Consider the following 14,132-nt stretch of genomic DNA (forward strand, 5'->3'; position numbering starts at 1 on the left):
TGATCGGCCCCTGGAAAGGGATGGGGGCTACCCCTACCGCGCTCGGGCCCGCTACCCGGATGGTCCGGTGGATCTTGAACGAGCACGGTGGACACATCCGGACTCACGAGGGAAGGGCCCCCTATGTTCAGCTTGAAGTCGGTTCGCCGCCGCGCGGCGCGCACCAGTGCCGTCGGCGCGCTCGCCGTCGCGACGTGCGCCACCCTGATGTCCGGCAGCGCCGGAGCGATCGTCAACGGGACCGATTCCACGGAGCGCTACCCGTTCATGGCGACGATCCCGGAGTCGGCCCCGAAGTACGGGCTGTACGACGGTAACTGCGGGGCGTCGCTGATCGATCCGCAGTGGGTGCTGACGGCGGCCCATTGTGTGCGGGGCGACGGCCTTGAGCTGGACGGCATCGTCCGGATCGGCATCGAGCAGCGGAAGTCCGGGGGAACCGTCCGGGCCATCGAGCGGACCGTCGTCCACCCCGGCTATGTGAACGGCGGCGGGAAGACCAGAAACATCAATGACATCGCGCTGGTCCGCCTCAACCGCCCGGTCGCCGAGAAGCCCGTCCGTATCGCCGAGCGGGCCGGGCGTCCGGGCACCCCGACCCGGATCCTGGGATTCGGCACCACCGTCGACACCGAATTGAAGTTCGCGGACCGGTTGCAGGAGCTCAACACGCGCAGGGGCGCCGAAGCCGAGTGCGCCCCCGGCTACGCGGACCGGACCCGGTTGTGCACGATCAGCCGCGTACCCGAGGCCATGGCCTGCTTCGGGGACTCCGGTGGACCCCAGCTCCACATGGGCAGGAACGGGCAGTGGGAGCTCATCGGAGCCACCTCGGGCCCCGGCGCCCCGGGGGTCGCGTGCTCGGCCGGGCCGGGCCTCTACACCAACGTGCCCGCCTACGCGGACTGGATCCGAAAGACCATCAAGCGCCACGCCTGATCCCCGACAGCCGCCGACCGTGCCGGGGGAGCCCCCCCGCGGTTCGTCGAGCCGTACGAGGAGATCGACCTTCCACCGATCCGGCTTCACGACCTGCGGCACGGCGCCGCAACGCACGCCCATGCGGCCGGCGCCGACCTGAAGGACATCCAAAAGATGCTCGGCCACTCCTCGATCACCATCACGGCCGACACGTACACGAGTCTGCTGCCGGAGGCGGACATGGCCTTTGCCGAAGCCGCAGCCCGGCTCGTACCGCGTGCGCGCGCCACCTTTGAGAACACCCTTCCGGAAGCGGGCCCCCGAGTCCGACGATGCGGAGAAGTCCGGCTCGGAGTCCGTGCCAGATGATGCCGGCACGAGTCCAGACGCACCGGTGCGCCGAGTCAATCCTCCCCGGTCCGCGCTCCGGCGGCGCGTGCCAGCGCCCGCGCTTCGGGGCTGACGCCCCGTTTGCGAGGGGACATGCGTGAGTCCGTGGCCTCCCGTTGGGCGACCCGAAGGAGGTTCCGCGGCCCGGGAGTCGCCACGACGCCCACATACCGGGGGTCGCCGGCGAACCAAGCCGCTGTGAGCTGGCCGGACTTCACCGCGCGCACCCAGAAGTGTCGCCCGGTCCCGATCACGCCGCCGTACCCGAGGCCCACGGTCTTCTCCGGTCGATCCGGGTTCGGGACGACGAACTGCGTGCTGCCGTTCTTCTTCGACCTGACCTCGGCGATGTCCACCTGCCATGGGTAAATGCGCAGCACCCGGCGGATTCCCAGCAGAGCAGCGGCCGCCATCAGCGCGAGCAGGGCGTACCAGATGCCGACGAGCAGCACGGGCAACCACAGCACCAGCAGCCAGGCGGGCGTCATGACAACAGCGAACAGCCATGCGAAGAAGCCCAGGATCCAGCCCAGCAGGGCCGCGCACCGGAACAACGCGGTACGTCGCCACGCGTGGCGTGTGGCCGGGTCCTCCCAGGCCGTCTTGTGGTGCATTGGGGACATCACCTCTGTCATCACAAGCTCCTGGTCAGCCGAACACATCTCGTGCGGCGGCGACTTCCCGGGCCTCCGGCATCTGCTCGCGCAGCTGGGGCGGAAGAGGGTTGCGCCTGCGGATCGCCCGCGAGCTGCACGACATCGTCTCGCACAACCTCAGCCTGATCGCCGTCAAGGCGGGTGTCGCCGGGCATGTGGCCCAGGCCGCCCCACAGGAGGCGCAAGCCGCGCTCAAGGTCATCGAGGAGACAAGCCGCTCCGCCCTGGCAGAGATGCGGCGCACCCTCGGCGTGCTGCGTACCGAAGGCGCACCCTTGGGACCCGTACCGGACCTGGACCGCCTCGGCTCGCTCGCCGCGGAGGCGAACCGGGCAGGGGTGGAGGTCGACCTGACGGTGCACGGTACGGAGGGCCTGGCCGAGGGGACACAGCTGACCATCTACCGGATCGTCCAGGAGGCCCTCACGAATGTTGTCCGGCACGCCGCCCCGACTCACTGTCAGATCACCGTCGAGGCGGATACGCGCGAGATCCGTATCGACATCGAGGATGCGGGACCACCGCCCGGGGGCCCACCGGTAAACCGTCAACTGCCAGGCGAGCATGGGCTCCTGGGGATGCGGGAGCGGGCGATGATGTACGGCGGCAGTTTCGAGGCGGGGCCCCGGCAGGAGGGCGGCTTCACGGTGTCCGTCCGGCTGCCCGCCGAAGGGAGGTAACAAGCATGACGGACGAGCCCTGTGTCCGGGTGCTGATCGCCGACGACCAGGCGATGGTGCGCGGCAGCTTCCGTGTCCTTGTCGACCCCACGCCCGGCATGACCGCTGTGGGCGAGGCCGCGGATGGAGCGGAGGCCGTGGAACTGGCCCGCCGCGAACGGCCGGACGTCGTGCTGATGGACGTACGCATGCCCACAATGGACGGGCTGGAGGCGACTCGGCAGATCTGCTCGGACCTGGCCCTGTCCAGCGTCCGCGTCCTCATCCTCACCACCTTCGACCTGGACGAGTACGTCTACGCTGCCTTGCGCGCCGGCGCTGCGGGCTTTCTGCTGAAGGACACCCTGCCGAACGAGGTCCTCACTGCCATCGACGTGGTCGCTGCGGGCGAGGCACTGCTCGCCCCCTCGGTGACCCGCCGCTTGATCGCGGAGTTCGCCCGTCGCCCAGAGCCGACACGACCGCCGATCCGCTCGCTGGACGCACTCACCAACCGTGAGCTGGAGGTGCTGGGCCTGATCGCCCGCGGCCTGTCCAACACAGAGATCACGCAACACCTCCACCTGAGCCTGGCCACGGTCAAAACCCACATCAGGCGCCTACTCGCCAAACTGCACGCACGCGACCGCGCCCAACTCGTCATCGTCGCCTACGAGACCGGGCTCGTAGGCGACCGTCGGCGTGGAGTGTGACGTTCACAGGAAGGACGCCCCTGGCCAGAGCCCCGAGGCGTGCACCTCATGTGTGCTGCGACTGGAAAGGCCCTGCCACCCACTCGGATGACAGGGCCTCTGACCTGGTGTTTCTCTGTGCCCCCGGCAGGATTCGAACCTGCGACACCCGCTTTAGGAGTGGGATCGAATCCGTGATCGGGGGTGTTGGATCATGCTGGGCGGCGCTGTCCTTACAGGTCAGCGCCGCCTGGCGTGATCGTCGGTCCTGCTTCTGATGCCCTGTGCTCCACCGTTCGCTCACGCATCGCTCACGCAGGGAAAGCCTTCGGCGCTGCGGGATTTGAACCCACGACCTCTTCGTCCCGAAGCAACTTGACCGTCAGTCCGACCTGCGGTCATTAGCCCGTTGAGCTGGAGTTCCTGTCCTTGAGCGTCCGTGGTGGTTCGTCGTCGTACGCCGTGGTTGTAGCGCATTAGACACTCAGCCCGAACGCAAGGTGCCAGGGCTCAGGTGCACTGAACTCCAAGGACGATCGCCACGAGGATCGCGATGAGGATCAGGCGCACAGTAGCCAGTGCAAGTTCCTGCGCGTTGCCGATGACGCACAGGGTGAGCGTCGCGGACACAGGTCCCAGCGCTGACACCTCCCGATCCAGGAGGTGAGCGACTGCCGTGCGCATGCGGTCCTGCGGAGCGGACCCGCCGGGGGTAACGTGGTGGTAGTTCATCTTGTCTCCAGACGTGATGGATCATGGCCCCCTGTTGCAGCAGGGGGTTTCTTCGTGACATCAGCCTGGGGCCAACGCGGCTTCCGCGAAGTCAACAAAAAGCTGACGTCGCTGAGGCACAGTGCTGCTATGAATGCCACACCCTTCGAAGAGCGCATGCGAAACCTGCTTGTCGCCCGTTCCGCAACCGCGTTGTCCCTGGCCTCCAGCGTCGGAAACCTCGCTGACCCGACAACTCGGGCCGCCAACAGTCCCCGTCTCTGGCCCTCGATCAGGAGTGAGATTGCGGCCTTGGAACGGCTGAACTGTGCGGTACACAGGCAAGGGGGTGTGTCGTGGGACGCCCTTGCCAGCTTCTACGGCGTCTCGAAGCAGTCTGTGCATCGTCGTTTATCCAAAGACGTGGACACTTACATCGAGTACGCACAGAAGTACGTCGGCCTGCACGAGGCGGACGTGCGCAGCAGGGTTCGATACTTGCAGGCCGCAGCGAGCGTCTCAGCCGACCAAATTCTGATGGGCGCGGAACAGCACGCACGTGTCTGGAGCCAACGGCGACGGGTGCCGACTTGGTGGTGGCGCGACGATTCCTGAGCGTGTCCGGCCGCAGTCGGCGCCTGCAGTGCAGGCAGGACTCAAGGGCGTGACCTTTGCGAACCCTCGTTGTCCGTCGTGCCTGACGCGCGAGTGGCACGGCAGGCGGCCTTGATCGTCAGCCGGGCTCGCGCGTGCCTGGGAGCCCCTCGGCAGGTGTTCACGGGGCGGGGCGAAACACATCATTGCTGCCGCAAACCATGGTCCGTGATGGCCGATCCAGTGGGTGTTTGCCCATCCGCTATGCATTGCTCACGCAACACCAACCGGCGTTCTGCCGGTCACCAGTTGAGTCGGCCTGCAATGTCCCGCAGAATCACAGAGATCACCGGGACGAGCCTCCAGGCTGTGGCCGCTTGCAGACCCGGTCACACATCACTTCTTGACGTACAGGTGCTGCTCAAGGACCCAAGCGTCAGCGACCTGCACCATTTCCCCGTGGCAGACGTACTGACGCCACTTCCCTCTGGCTACTCCTCGGTCGCCTTCCTTTCGGCAGGCGGCATCGTCGCTTCCGAACGAACGCTCAAGGGAATAGCCGGCTGGGGGCGTCCAGGCAGCCTGGGCCCGGCTGGGTGCATCCATAGGCAAGATCGGCTCAGCCGACACTGCCTGCGCGCTGCCCTGAGTGGAGACGGCGAAAGCAACACCCGCTGTGGCGACGCCCGCAGCCACGACAATCTTTTTGATCTTCATAAGTCCCTTTGCGAACAAGAACCTGGCTGGGATGTATCACCGCCCTTGACGAGCTTCACCCCGGTCGAACGAGGCGAACGTCATCACACCCCCAGCCAGGACCACAAGAGATCATTCCGGCCACCGGTCAAAGAGTTATCCGGATTTCAACATTCTGAATAGCGCGGAGGGTGGCCGTCACAGGGGTTGGCGCTCAGTGCGGCTGACCGAGCCCCCGTCGAAGGGGTACTCCGCGTCTGACCTCCATAGCCGACGCGCCTTGGCATGCGGCGGTGTACGGCAACGGGAGGGCGCCCCCCCCCAGCGCGTCGTCAGGGCGGCGGAGTGAAGCTCCCGAGCCCCGTCCCTGCTTCTGCTCTCGAAGATGCCGCACCGGTCTGACCTGCACGGCGCTTCTTCGCTGGCGCCGAACCAACTTTGGCGCCGCCGCAACCCGCCACACCGAGAGGAAAGCCCTGTTCGCCGCCATCGCCCGAAGGTAAAGCAGCGTTGCTGAGTCCGAGGCGCACACACGCGCCCCAGTTTGACCTAAATACACACGTCGAGACATGTTGAAATCTGCACCAATTCTGCTTCAAGTCCCTGGACGCGCAACGATCAGCCACATGTTTGCAACGAAGACGCGTTACGTCGCCCTCGGGCGGCTCTTAGGCTGAGCGCCGTTGATCTTTGCTGGTCACGGCGTTAACGGGGGCACTTCCGTGTCGGAACCAGGTTCAGAGCTGACCACTCTGGCCACTACGTCAAGAAGCTCTGCGCTCTTTCGGCGCAAGCAAGTCGAACAACTCATCTCGGAAGGTGGCCAAGGCCAAGGGGGCTCGCTGCACCGCTCGTTGGGCGTGTGGCAACTGACGATGCTCAGCGTCGGCGCGACGCTAGGCACCGGAATCTTCGTCGTATTGGGGCAAGCCGTACCCGAGGCGGGCCCCGCGGTCGTTGTCTCTTTCGTCATCGCGGGCCTGACTGCCCTGTTCTCGGCGCTCTCATACGCGGAGCTGGCCGGCGCGGTGCCGGTGTCCGGGTCCTCTTACTCCTATGCGTACGTCACTCTTGGTGAGCTCGTCGCCTGGATCTGCGGGTGGTGTCTGATCCTTGAATACGGGGTGTCCGTCGCGGCCGTAGCTGTGGGCTGGGGCCAGTACTTGAACGAGCTGCTGGACGGAACCCTTGGGGTGACGATCCCTGCCGCACTGGCCTCACCACCCGGCGAAGGCGGCTACTTCAACCTCACCGCCCTGCTCGTTGTACTGCTCGCGATGGTCTTCCTGCTGGGCGGAGCGAAGGAAAGCGCCCGCGCGAACACCGTCATGGTTGCCGTGAAGATCGCGACGCTGGTGCTCTTCTGCGCTGTGGCATTTCTGGGCATCAGGGCCGGGAACTATGCGCCGTTCATGCCGCTCGGCATGGCCGGCGTCAGCGCTGCCAGCACGACACTCTTCTTCTCGTACGTCGGGTTCGACGCTGCTTCCACGGCCGGCGAAGAAGCGCGCAACGCGCAACGGGACCTTCCGCGCGCCATCATGCTCTCCCTTGCGATCGTCACGTTGCTGTACTGCCTCGTGGCCGCGGCCGCTGTGGGCGCCATGCCCTGGCAAGGCTTCAAGGGGTCGGAAGCCGCACTTGCCGAGATCATGAAAAGCGTCACCGGCCAGAGCTTCTGGGCTGTACTGCTGGCAGCCGGAGCTGTCGTAGCCATCGCAAGCGTGGTCCTGACAGTGTTGTACGGCCAGACTCGCATTCTCTTCGCGATGTCGAGGGACGGCTTGGTCCCCAGGGTGTTCGCCCGGGTTCACCCACGCACGGGTGCCCTGCGCGCGAACACTGTGATCGTGTCGCTCTTCTGCGGCCTCCTCGCCGCTGCAGTCCCTCTGGGGCAGCTCGCCGAGGCTACGAGCATCGGCACCCTGTTTGCCTTCGCCCTCGTCAACGTCGCTGTGATCGTGCTACGGCGGGCGCGCCCTGACATGCCGCGTGCCTTTCGTGCCCCTCTGTTCCCCCTCGTCCCGGCCGTTGGCTTCGGCCTGTGCATCTGGAGGATGTTCGACCTTGACGCCGTGACCTGGAAGGTCTTCGGGATTTGGATGGCAGTGGGGCTCGCCTTCTATTTCGCGTACGGCAGACGTCGCTCCAGGCTGGCTGCGGCAGGAGAGTAATCCGCCAGCTGTGCGCAAGCCCAACGACATTGACGAGTCCATAGTGTGGGCGTTGTCCGGAGATGCCCGCCGCTCCTATGCGGATATCGGCGTCGAGGTCGGCCGCTCCGCCCCAGCCGTCAAGCGCCGTGTAGACAAGCTGTGCGAGGAAGGCGCGATCCTAGGCTTCACCATCCGGATCAACCCGCACTTGGCCTGTCGGCAGACCGAGGGAATCATCGAGCTCTACTGCCACCGCAATACGACACCCGAGATGATCCGGCGCGGCTTGTCGAACTATCCCGAAGTGGTGTCTGCGTCCACCGTTACCGGGGATGCCGACGCCCTGGTGCATGTCTCTGTGTCAGGGACCAGGCATTTCGAGCAGGTGCTACAGCGCATCGCCGACGAATCTTTCGTTGAGCGCACGAAATCATCCCTGATTCAGTCAGCACTTATCCGGAGAATCAATGCTGACTCATTGATGGATTAATGCTCAAATAAAATCGCGGATGAGCACGGCATTTTAACGAGCTTTTGCCGTGAACTTCGAATGATTTGTGATTTCGAACACTTGCCAAGATCGCTCCCTCTTATAAAGTCATGAGCGCCACTTGCGGTCAGGGGCTGCATTATCAACCCCTGACCGTAAGTGCATCATTCAAAGAGGGGAACAAAAATGAACAGAGTCAAGCTCGTTATCGCGGGAGCCGCTGTGGCCGTTTGCGCCACCGCCGTTACGGCGACCAGCGCATCTGCGGAATCCTCCGTCAAGTCCGAAACCACTGCAGTCGCCTTCCAGGAGGCATCCACCAAGCCGGAGAAGGTTGTCGGCGGAGACGGCCGCGTGGAACCGCGTTGCGGCTGGGCCAGTTTCGCCAAGGGCATTGCCCAGGGCGTCGTGGGCAATGCCGCCTATGAAGGCCTGAAGTATGCGGCGAATCACCCTGTAAAGGCTCAGGAGAAGATGTTCCGGCGGGGCGGAATTCCTGCTCCCTCGGAGGTCGGCGCGTCCGGAATGTCTCGCGCCTTCGACTAACGGTAGAAGGTCACCTTAATTAGTTCTGTGCGGCGGGCCCGTATGCCGGGCCCGCCGCACAGCCTCGCCCGAAAGGTATCTTGAACGGTGGAAGATACGAGTCAGGAAAGTGCGCCGCTCGCGCAGTGGAGCAGAGCCAGGAGGCGTACTCTATTGGCAGTTGGCGCTGCCATTCCCCTCGCATTGTCCTTTCACTTCGGCATGACGGCTCTTTATGAAATGCCGTTCAACCCGGTAAAGGAGAAGTACGGCGAAGAAATCACTTCCTATATGTTGCCGTACTTCGTTCAGGATTGGCACCTGTTCGCGCCCGACCCTATAGACAGGGATAATGGCGTACTCGTGCGGGCTAAAAAGCGCCAGTCGGATGGTTCGATAGTCACTACGAAGTGGACTGATGTGACGTCGCCGTCCCTACGGCAGCTCTATGGCGAGCGGTTCTGGCCTTCGAGAGCGTTCCGCGTTACCTCCGGATTGCCACAGCTGCTCGAAACCTGGCGAGACCCTGAACTCGAAAAGATGAGAAAGAAGAACCAGATCGCCGATACTCCGGGCAAGGGGGTGCGAAAAGGAAAGAAGGGGAATGAAAATCCTCCCCTCACTCAGGGTGAAAAAGATTCCCGAGACGCGGCAATCCGATTCGCCCAGTCGCTCGCGAGCGCTCAAGCCACCGAGCTGTGGGGCTCTGATCTCGAATACGTGCAGGTGCGGATCGTGGTCAACGAATTTCCCAGATTCTCGCAACGCTACGCACGAGACGCCAAGGGCAAGGTTTCTTACTACGATCTGGCATGGATGAAGCCGGTTAAGGTTGAACGATGACGGAAAAAGAACTCCGAACCGGCACCGAGAACAATGCCGCGTTGGCAAACATGACGGCGATGGTGTACTCCCTGCTTGAGAGATTCAGTGGCAGGCGGAATGCGCTGATCGGATCGGCTCTCACTAGAGTTATCTTGGGGGCTATCGGTTTCTACTACTATCTTCGAGACTATTTCGACCGAAGCTTTCTCTGGGGCCCGGAAGGAGTGTGGCCCTGGCAGAACTTCACCGGACCGGACAATGACACGTTCTCCGTGTACTCGCTCAGCAAGTCCGAAACATGGTTCCAGCTGGCGTTTCACGCCGGTGCAGTGATCGCCCTGCTGTTCATGCTGGGATGGAAGACCCGGGCAATGACAGTGCTGCACTACGTCTTTCTGTGGTCCCTTCAGCAAAGGAATCCACTGCTTCTGGATGGTGGCGACAACGCAACCGCCATCGCCCTCATCTTCTTTATATTTATCGACTCCGGTTCCCACTTCTCGCTCGACGCTTGGCTGCGCCGTCGGAAGCAAGTAAAGCCTGATGCTGGATCAATGAGGTACCGGATCGGATCGCTCCTGCACCACGCCGGTCTACTGGCCGTCATCCTTCAGGTGTGCACGATCTACCTTGTTTCGGGAATGTACAAGGTTCAGGGCGAACGCTGGCAGAACGGAACCGCACTCTATTACATCCTCCGGGTAGGCGAGTTCGGGTGGCCAGGCATTAATCACCTTGTCTACGAGCATGCCACCCTGGTGGTAGCAATGACATACGCGACTGTATTTTTCCAGATTGCGTTCTCATTCCTCCTGCTGAAGCGTTCCTTGCGGCCCTTCGCTGTCACCTGCGGAGTTCTCCTGCACCTGGGAATAGCCGTTTATATGAGCGGACTTCTTACATTCTCCTCGACCATGATTGCACTGGAGTTGCTCATCATGGGAGATGAGCACTACCGCCGTCTTGCCGACAAGGCGCAAAATCTAGTCGCTAAGCGCGGTAGCGTCGAACCGGCGGCTAATACAAACTGAGGTGGGCATGGCACCAGGATCCAAGCAGGCTGGCATAATGTTGAAGCACATATGGCGGTACCAGCGCCGCGGCGCCCTTCTGTTGTGCATCGCAGTCCTGCTTGTGCTGGCCTCCTGGATATCCTTTATGCCGCGTCCGGCAACCCTCAGCAGCGCGACGACGGGAGACCGCACGCTCGCCGCTCAGGTACGCACGGCGGCGGGCACCGCAAGCGGATATAGAGGGCTCGCCGTAGCCGTCATCAACCGTGACCGGATTCGTTTTGCAGGACTGGGCGAATCAGGCAATCCCGAGCAGCCCGGTGTCGACGAGACCACAGTTTTTGAGGCCGGTTCGCTCGGTAAGCCGCTGACTGGCATGCTTCTCGCTGAACTCGCATCTCGAAAAAAACTGCCTCTGGACGTATCCGTGCAGAAACTCCTCCCCGATATACGCTTCCGAGACCCGGCACTGGGATCAGCCACTATCCGGGATCTGGCAAGCCACCGGGCTGGACTCGACCTGATGCCTGCGAATCTCCATACATTCATGCGCGGTGTGGAGCTGAGAATTCTGGGCAAGGACCCCTATCGGGGGATGACTCAAGAGGATGTCTTTACGGCCGGGCAGAATGCCGCTTCCAGTGGAACGGGAAGATTTCGGTACTCAAATCTTGGTATGGCACTTGCTGGCCAGGCAGCCGCCCGTTTCGAGGGCAAGCCATATGAAAAGCTCCTACGGCAGTACGTGCTTTCGCCGTTGAAGATGAGAAGTAGCCGAATGGTGCACTCTGACACGGCTGTACCGCGTAACAGTGCGACGGGATATAAAGCCACCGGTGCTGTCATGCAACACTGGCTGGCATCAGGCTACACACCGGCCGGCGACATCTGGTCAACAAGCGAAGACCTTGCACGCCTCTTGCTGGCCGAGCTACGCGGCACGGCACCAGGCACCGAAGCGGCTGTGCCACGGTTCGATGCCGCTGGCGCTGGGAAGATCGGGCTGGGTTGGTACACCACCCGCACTCAGGGCCGGGAAATCACCTGGCACGACGGCTCAACCGGGGGATTCACTTCCTATATGGGTTTCGACCGGTCTACCCGTCGGGGTGTAGTTGTTCTCTCCAATACAGATCAGCCTGTCGACGCTATCGGGAAACGTTTGCTGGGCCTCACTCTCGAAGCGGAGTATCCTGCGCATGAACTATCTCAAATAGTGCTGACCGTACTGTGCAGCCTAGGAGCAGCAGGCCCTGTTTTCTACGTAGCCTGGCGTAGATTTTCGAGAGAGATCTACCACGTATATTTCGGCTTCAGTATCGCTTTCGGAGCCATTCTTCTTATCCTCTTGCGGCGCATCGGCGACTGGCTTTCCGTTCCGCCGACAGTGTGGGCATTGGGCGGCGCACTCCTGTCCGTCGGCTTCTTTGTGGGCGTCCGTCGATGTCCCCCACCGGGCCGCGATCAACGGCTAGATATCAGAACAGCTATACCGGCAGCCCGGTACGGAGTTGCTCTTCTGTCGTTGCTTCTGCTCGTCATCTCTGCCGAGCTCTGAGGGAAGGTACGAGGCATCCATGAGTTGCACCGACGCAGTGGTTGTGGGCGCAGGGCCCAATGGCCTCGCGGCTGCAGTGACCTTGGCCCGCGCCGTACGGGGCTGCGCGTCGAGCTATATGAGGCCGCAGGAGATCTCGGCGGACGACTGCGTGGCAACCGCTCTTCGACGGTGATGCAGTCCATGACGTCTGTACGGCTGTACACCCGATGGCTGCGGCTTCACGGTTCTTCCGCGAGTTCGACCTGGCCGCCCACGAAGTGGAACTCCTGCACCCCGGGATCACCTACGCCCATCCTCTGGACAGAGCCCGCGCCGGCCTCGCGTTTCGCAAGATCTGGATGCCACCTGCGAGCATCTTGGCCACGACGGGGCTTGCTGGCGAGCGACGATGGAGCCTCTGCCCGGTCGCAGCGCCGGTGTCGTAGACCGGATCCTCTCCGGCTGGCGTGGAGTTCCCCGCGAGCTTCTTGCTCCCCTCTTGCGGGCGCCCAGAGTTCTCGCCCATGGAGGCCCCCTCGTTCGCGGACTGTTCCGTACTGAGCGGGCACGGTCGTTGCTAACGGCTCGGTCGCCCACTCGGTCGTCGTGGTTCCGTCAAGGCCATACGGCCGGCCTGAGCCGCTGCCCTGGGAGTGACCTGCCAGCCCTCAGGCGTACGACATGACCTGAGCGCGCAAGTCGCCGTTGACAGGTTGAGATGTAAAGCTTACTTTCCATCCATGCGGAATGAGGTTCGCCGCCTGCGCACTGCCCTGGGGCTCTCCCAGCAAGCACTGGGCGCGGCGCTGGGAGTTTCCCGGCAGACAGTGAATGCGATCGAGCAGGACCGCTACGACCCGTCGCTACCGCTGGCCATACGAATCGCCCGACACTTCGGGCTCACCGTTGAGGAGATCTTCCATGTTGACGACGCATAGCATCGGCCGCGCGGCGAACCGGTGGGCCGTTCTCGCAGTGACCTTGGTCGGGGGAGCAGCGATGGCGGTAATCATGGCGGTGCGTGGTGAGATCACCCTGGCCATCGTGTTGCCGGTGATCATCATCGGGTACGGATTGACCGTCACCTTTTCTGCGGCGCGCAGCGACGTCGCCGCGCAGCTCAGCGGGCGCGAGGAGGACGAACGTCGCCGTCTGATCAACTGGAGGGCCGGAGCGACAACCGCGAACGTACTGATGCTCGTGCTCGTGTGTGGCACCTTCTATGAGCTGATTCGCGGTGAATTCGGTGGCACATTTTCGCGGTTGAGCGCGCTTGGCGGCATTACCTACGCCGCTGCCTCAGCGAACTACACCCGGGCGAAGGGAAAGCAGTCGGTCGATCCGGCCGAATGACGGCCTTCCCAACTGGTGGGCTGTAGTCGCATGTTGGCCGGACGATGGTGTCGCAGGATGGCGGCGCAGAACTTCGATGCACCAGGCTCCCGGGTCAGAAGCGTTCTCTTCCTCTTGAGCGGACTGTGAGAGCTCCGCTCGTCATTCACTTGTGCCGGCTGGTCTCAGCTTGTCGATCCCTCGTCTGGCGTGCAGTTGGGGCCCGCTGGACCGGGGCACTGGCAGGCACCTCTGAAGCTTCAGCCGAGGTGGCTGAATTTGAACCCTCGACCTCTTCGTCCCGAATGAGGTTCGGACAAGATCCTTGCCAGCGTGGACAAATATCTGTGCCAGATGATGCTGATCTATCGCGAGAAGTCTCGGGGCCTGGCGACCCGTCCGCTCACGAACCGCTCACGCAGACGGCCCCGGACGAGGAGTCCGAGGCCGAATAGAACGCCTCTCTGGGGGAGAAACCCCAGGTCAGCGCGTTGTTGCATGGTGCCCCCGGCAGGATTCGAACCTGCGACACCCGCTTTAGGAGAGGGTCTATACCTGTCCCTCTCTGTGGTGATCTTCCCCGGGCTTCACCGTTCCTGCTGGTCAGTCAGATGAGACCTTCCGTCGCCGTCCGGTCTTTCACTGTCTTTACTCAGCCTTCCGTTCCCATGACGTTCCCATGAGGGCCGCCAGAGGCCCCTGGGAACGGGGGTGGGGGAGTCGGCTGAGGCCAGCTGGGGTCACCGAAGAGGTGAGCACCGCAGACCCCTTGGGGGCGACGAAGGCCCAGCGCCCATCAAGGGTCGGGGCCCTCGGCCGTCTACGCGGGCTCTATAGAGTCCGCTGAGCACAGGCTAGCGGCGCGGGGCATCTGTGGGACCAGTCCATACAAGATGCTCGGACGGGTCTCTGGCTGCGGACTGCGGAACCTC

Annotated in this window: 16 protein-coding genes; 13 read left to right on the forward strand and 3 right to left on the reverse strand. The window is 63.2% G+C overall.

Annotation, left to right across the window (positions count from 1 at the left end):
- Positions 1–123: 123 nt before the first annotated feature.
- Both AB0C96_RS26835 and AB0C96_RS26840 read left to right on the forward strand, forming a co-directional pair.
- Entirely contained in the window at positions 124–939 is an 816-nt protein-coding gene (locus AB0C96_RS26835) for a serine protease (RefSeq protein WP_362920610.1), read from the forward strand.
- Positions 940–1,032: 93 nt separating this feature from the next.
- Entirely contained in the window at positions 1,033–1,290 is a 258-nt protein-coding gene (locus AB0C96_RS26840; protein WP_362920683.1) for a tyrosine-type recombinase/integrase, read from the forward strand.
- A 35-nt stretch (positions 1,291–1,325) separates the two neighbouring features.
- On the opposite strand, the gene AB0C96_RS26845 is transcribed toward AB0C96_RS26840, so the two are convergent.
- Positions 1,326–1,925: a hypothetical protein gene (locus AB0C96_RS26845; RefSeq protein ID WP_362920612.1), complete on the reverse strand. Its 600-nt coding sequence runs from the start codon at positions 1,923–1,925 to the stop codon at positions 1,326–1,328.
- Positions 1,926–2,035: 110 nt separating this feature from the next.
- Here AB0C96_RS26845 and AB0C96_RS26850 point away from each other — a divergent pair, with 110 nt between their 5' ends.
- Both AB0C96_RS26850 and AB0C96_RS26855 read left to right on the forward strand, forming a co-directional pair.
- Positions 2,036–2,647 carry a histidine kinase gene (locus AB0C96_RS26850; RefSeq protein WP_362920614.1) on the forward strand — a complete coding sequence of 204 codons (612 nt, stop codon included), beginning with the start codon at positions 2,036–2,038 and terminating at the stop codon, positions 2,645–2,647.
- 5 nt (positions 2,648–2,652) lie between these two features.
- The gene (locus tag AB0C96_RS26855; RefSeq protein WP_362920616.1) at positions 2,653–3,339 is read left to right on the forward strand and encodes a response regulator transcription factor; all 687 of its coding nucleotides are present in this window, start codon (positions 2,653–2,655) and stop codon (positions 3,337–3,339) included.
- Between the two features lie 489 nt (positions 3,340–3,828).
- Here the strand turns inward: AB0C96_RS26855 and AB0C96_RS26860 are convergent, their stop codons facing one another.
- Positions 3,829–4,050 (reverse strand): hypothetical protein, encoded by a 222-nt coding sequence (locus AB0C96_RS26860; RefSeq protein ID WP_362920619.1) that lies wholly within the window; start codon positions 4,048–4,050, stop codon positions 3,829–3,831.
- A 129-nt stretch (positions 4,051–4,179) separates the two neighbouring features.
- Between AB0C96_RS26860 and AB0C96_RS26865 the strand changes: the two genes are divergently transcribed.
- Entirely contained in the window at positions 4,180–4,644 is a 465-nt protein-coding gene (locus AB0C96_RS26865; protein WP_362920620.1) for a hypothetical protein, read from the forward strand.
- Positions 4,645–5,019: 375 nt separating this feature from the next.
- Here the strand turns inward: AB0C96_RS26865 and AB0C96_RS26870 are convergent, their stop codons facing one another.
- Entirely contained in the window at positions 5,020–5,340 is a 321-nt protein-coding gene (locus tag AB0C96_RS26870; RefSeq protein ID WP_362920622.1) for a hypothetical protein, read from the reverse strand.
- Between the two features lie 722 nt (positions 5,341–6,062).
- Between AB0C96_RS26870 and AB0C96_RS26875 the strand changes: the two genes are divergently transcribed.
- The 8 genes from AB0C96_RS26875 (at position 6,063) to AB0C96_RS26910 (ending at position 13,221) form a co-directional block, all read left to right on the forward strand.
- Positions 6,063–7,493 carry an amino acid permease gene (locus tag AB0C96_RS26875; RefSeq protein ID WP_362920685.1) on the forward strand — a complete coding sequence of 477 codons (1,431 nt, stop codon included), beginning with the start codon at positions 6,063–6,065 and terminating at the stop codon, positions 7,491–7,493.
- A 10-nt stretch (positions 7,494–7,503) separates the two neighbouring features.
- Positions 7,504–7,965: an Lrp/AsnC ligand binding domain-containing protein gene (locus tag AB0C96_RS26880; protein WP_362920624.1), complete on the forward strand. Its 462-nt coding sequence runs from the start codon at positions 7,504–7,506 to the stop codon at positions 7,963–7,965.
- A gap of 186 nt (positions 7,966–8,151) precedes the next feature.
- On the forward strand, positions 8,152–8,511 hold the full coding sequence (locus AB0C96_RS26885) for a hypothetical protein (protein WP_362920626.1): 360 nt from the start codon (positions 8,152–8,154) through the stop codon (positions 8,509–8,511).
- Positions 8,512–8,598: 87 nt separating this feature from the next.
- Positions 8,599–9,333, forward strand: coding sequence for a DUF5819 family protein (locus tag AB0C96_RS26890; protein ID WP_362920628.1), 735 nt, complete (start codon positions 8,599–8,601; stop codon positions 9,331–9,333).
- A complete protein-coding gene (locus AB0C96_RS26895) occupies positions 9,330–10,346 on the forward strand; it encodes an HTTM domain-containing protein (protein ID WP_362920630.1) in 1,017 nt (338 codons plus the stop codon). The genes AB0C96_RS26890 and AB0C96_RS26895 overlap by 4 nt, the downstream gene beginning before the upstream one ends.
- A 37-nt stretch (positions 10,347–10,383) precedes the next feature.
- The gene (locus AB0C96_RS26900; RefSeq protein WP_362920632.1) at positions 10,384–11,886 is read left to right on the forward strand and encodes a serine hydrolase domain-containing protein; all 1,503 of its coding nucleotides are present in this window, start codon (positions 10,384–10,386) and stop codon (positions 11,884–11,886) included.
- A gap of 722 nt (positions 11,887–12,608) precedes the next feature.
- On the forward strand, positions 12,609–12,806 hold the full coding sequence (locus tag AB0C96_RS26905) for a helix-turn-helix transcriptional regulator (protein WP_362920634.1): 198 nt from the start codon (positions 12,609–12,611) through the stop codon (positions 12,804–12,806).
- Complete coding sequence (locus tag AB0C96_RS26910; RefSeq protein ID WP_362920636.1) at positions 12,790–13,221, forward strand: hypothetical protein; 432 nt, start codon at positions 12,790–12,792, stop codon at positions 13,219–13,221. Before AB0C96_RS26905 ends, AB0C96_RS26910 begins: the two co-directional genes overlap by 17 nt.
- Positions 13,222–14,132: the final 911 nt, after the last annotated feature.

Source organism: Streptomyces sp. NPDC048506 (assembly GCF_040651315.1).
GTDB lineage: Bacteria > Actinomycetota > Actinomycetes > Streptomycetales > Streptomycetaceae > Streptomyces.

Bases quoted from the DNA above. Each gene is read 5' to 3' on its own strand.
- AB0C96_RS26885 (WP_362920626.1), top strand. From the start codon at position 8,152: ATGAACAGAGTCAAGCTCGTTATCGCGGGAGCCGCTGTGGCCGTTTGC.
- AB0C96_RS26910 (WP_362920636.1), top strand. From the start codon at position 12,790: ATGTTGACGACGCATAGCATCGGCCGCGCGGCGAACCGGTGGGCCGTT.
- AB0C96_RS26900 (WP_362920632.1), top strand. From the start codon at position 10,384: ATGTTGAAGCACATATGGCGGTACCAGCGCCGCGGCGCCCTTCTGTTG.
- AB0C96_RS26905 (WP_362920634.1), top strand. From the start codon at position 12,609: ATGCGGAATGAGGTTCGCCGCCTGCGCACTGCCCTGGGGCTCTCCCAG.
- AB0C96_RS26860 (WP_362920619.1), bottom strand. From the start codon at position 4,050: ATGAACTACCACCACGTTACCCCCGGCGGGTCCGCTCCGCAGGACCGC.
- AB0C96_RS26855 (WP_362920616.1), top strand. From the start codon at position 2,653: ATGACGGACGAGCCCTGTGTCCGGGTGCTGATCGCCGACGACCAGGCG.
- AB0C96_RS26895 (WP_362920630.1), top strand. From the start codon at position 9,330: ATGACGGAAAAAGAACTCCGAACCGGCACCGAGAACAATGCCGCGTTG.
- AB0C96_RS26845 (WP_362920612.1), bottom strand. From the start codon at position 1,925: ATGCACCACAAGACGGCCTGGGAGGACCCGGCCACACGCCACGCGTGG.
- AB0C96_RS26870 (WP_362920622.1), bottom strand. From the start codon at position 5,340: ATGAAGATCAAAAAGATTGTCGTGGCTGCGGGCGTCGCCACAGCGGGT.
- AB0C96_RS26835 (WP_362920610.1), top strand. From the start codon at position 124: ATGTTCAGCTTGAAGTCGGTTCGCCGCCGCGCGGCGCGCACCAGTGCC.
- AB0C96_RS26865 (WP_362920620.1), top strand. From the start codon at position 4,180: ATGAATGCCACACCCTTCGAAGAGCGCATGCGAAACCTGCTTGTCGCC.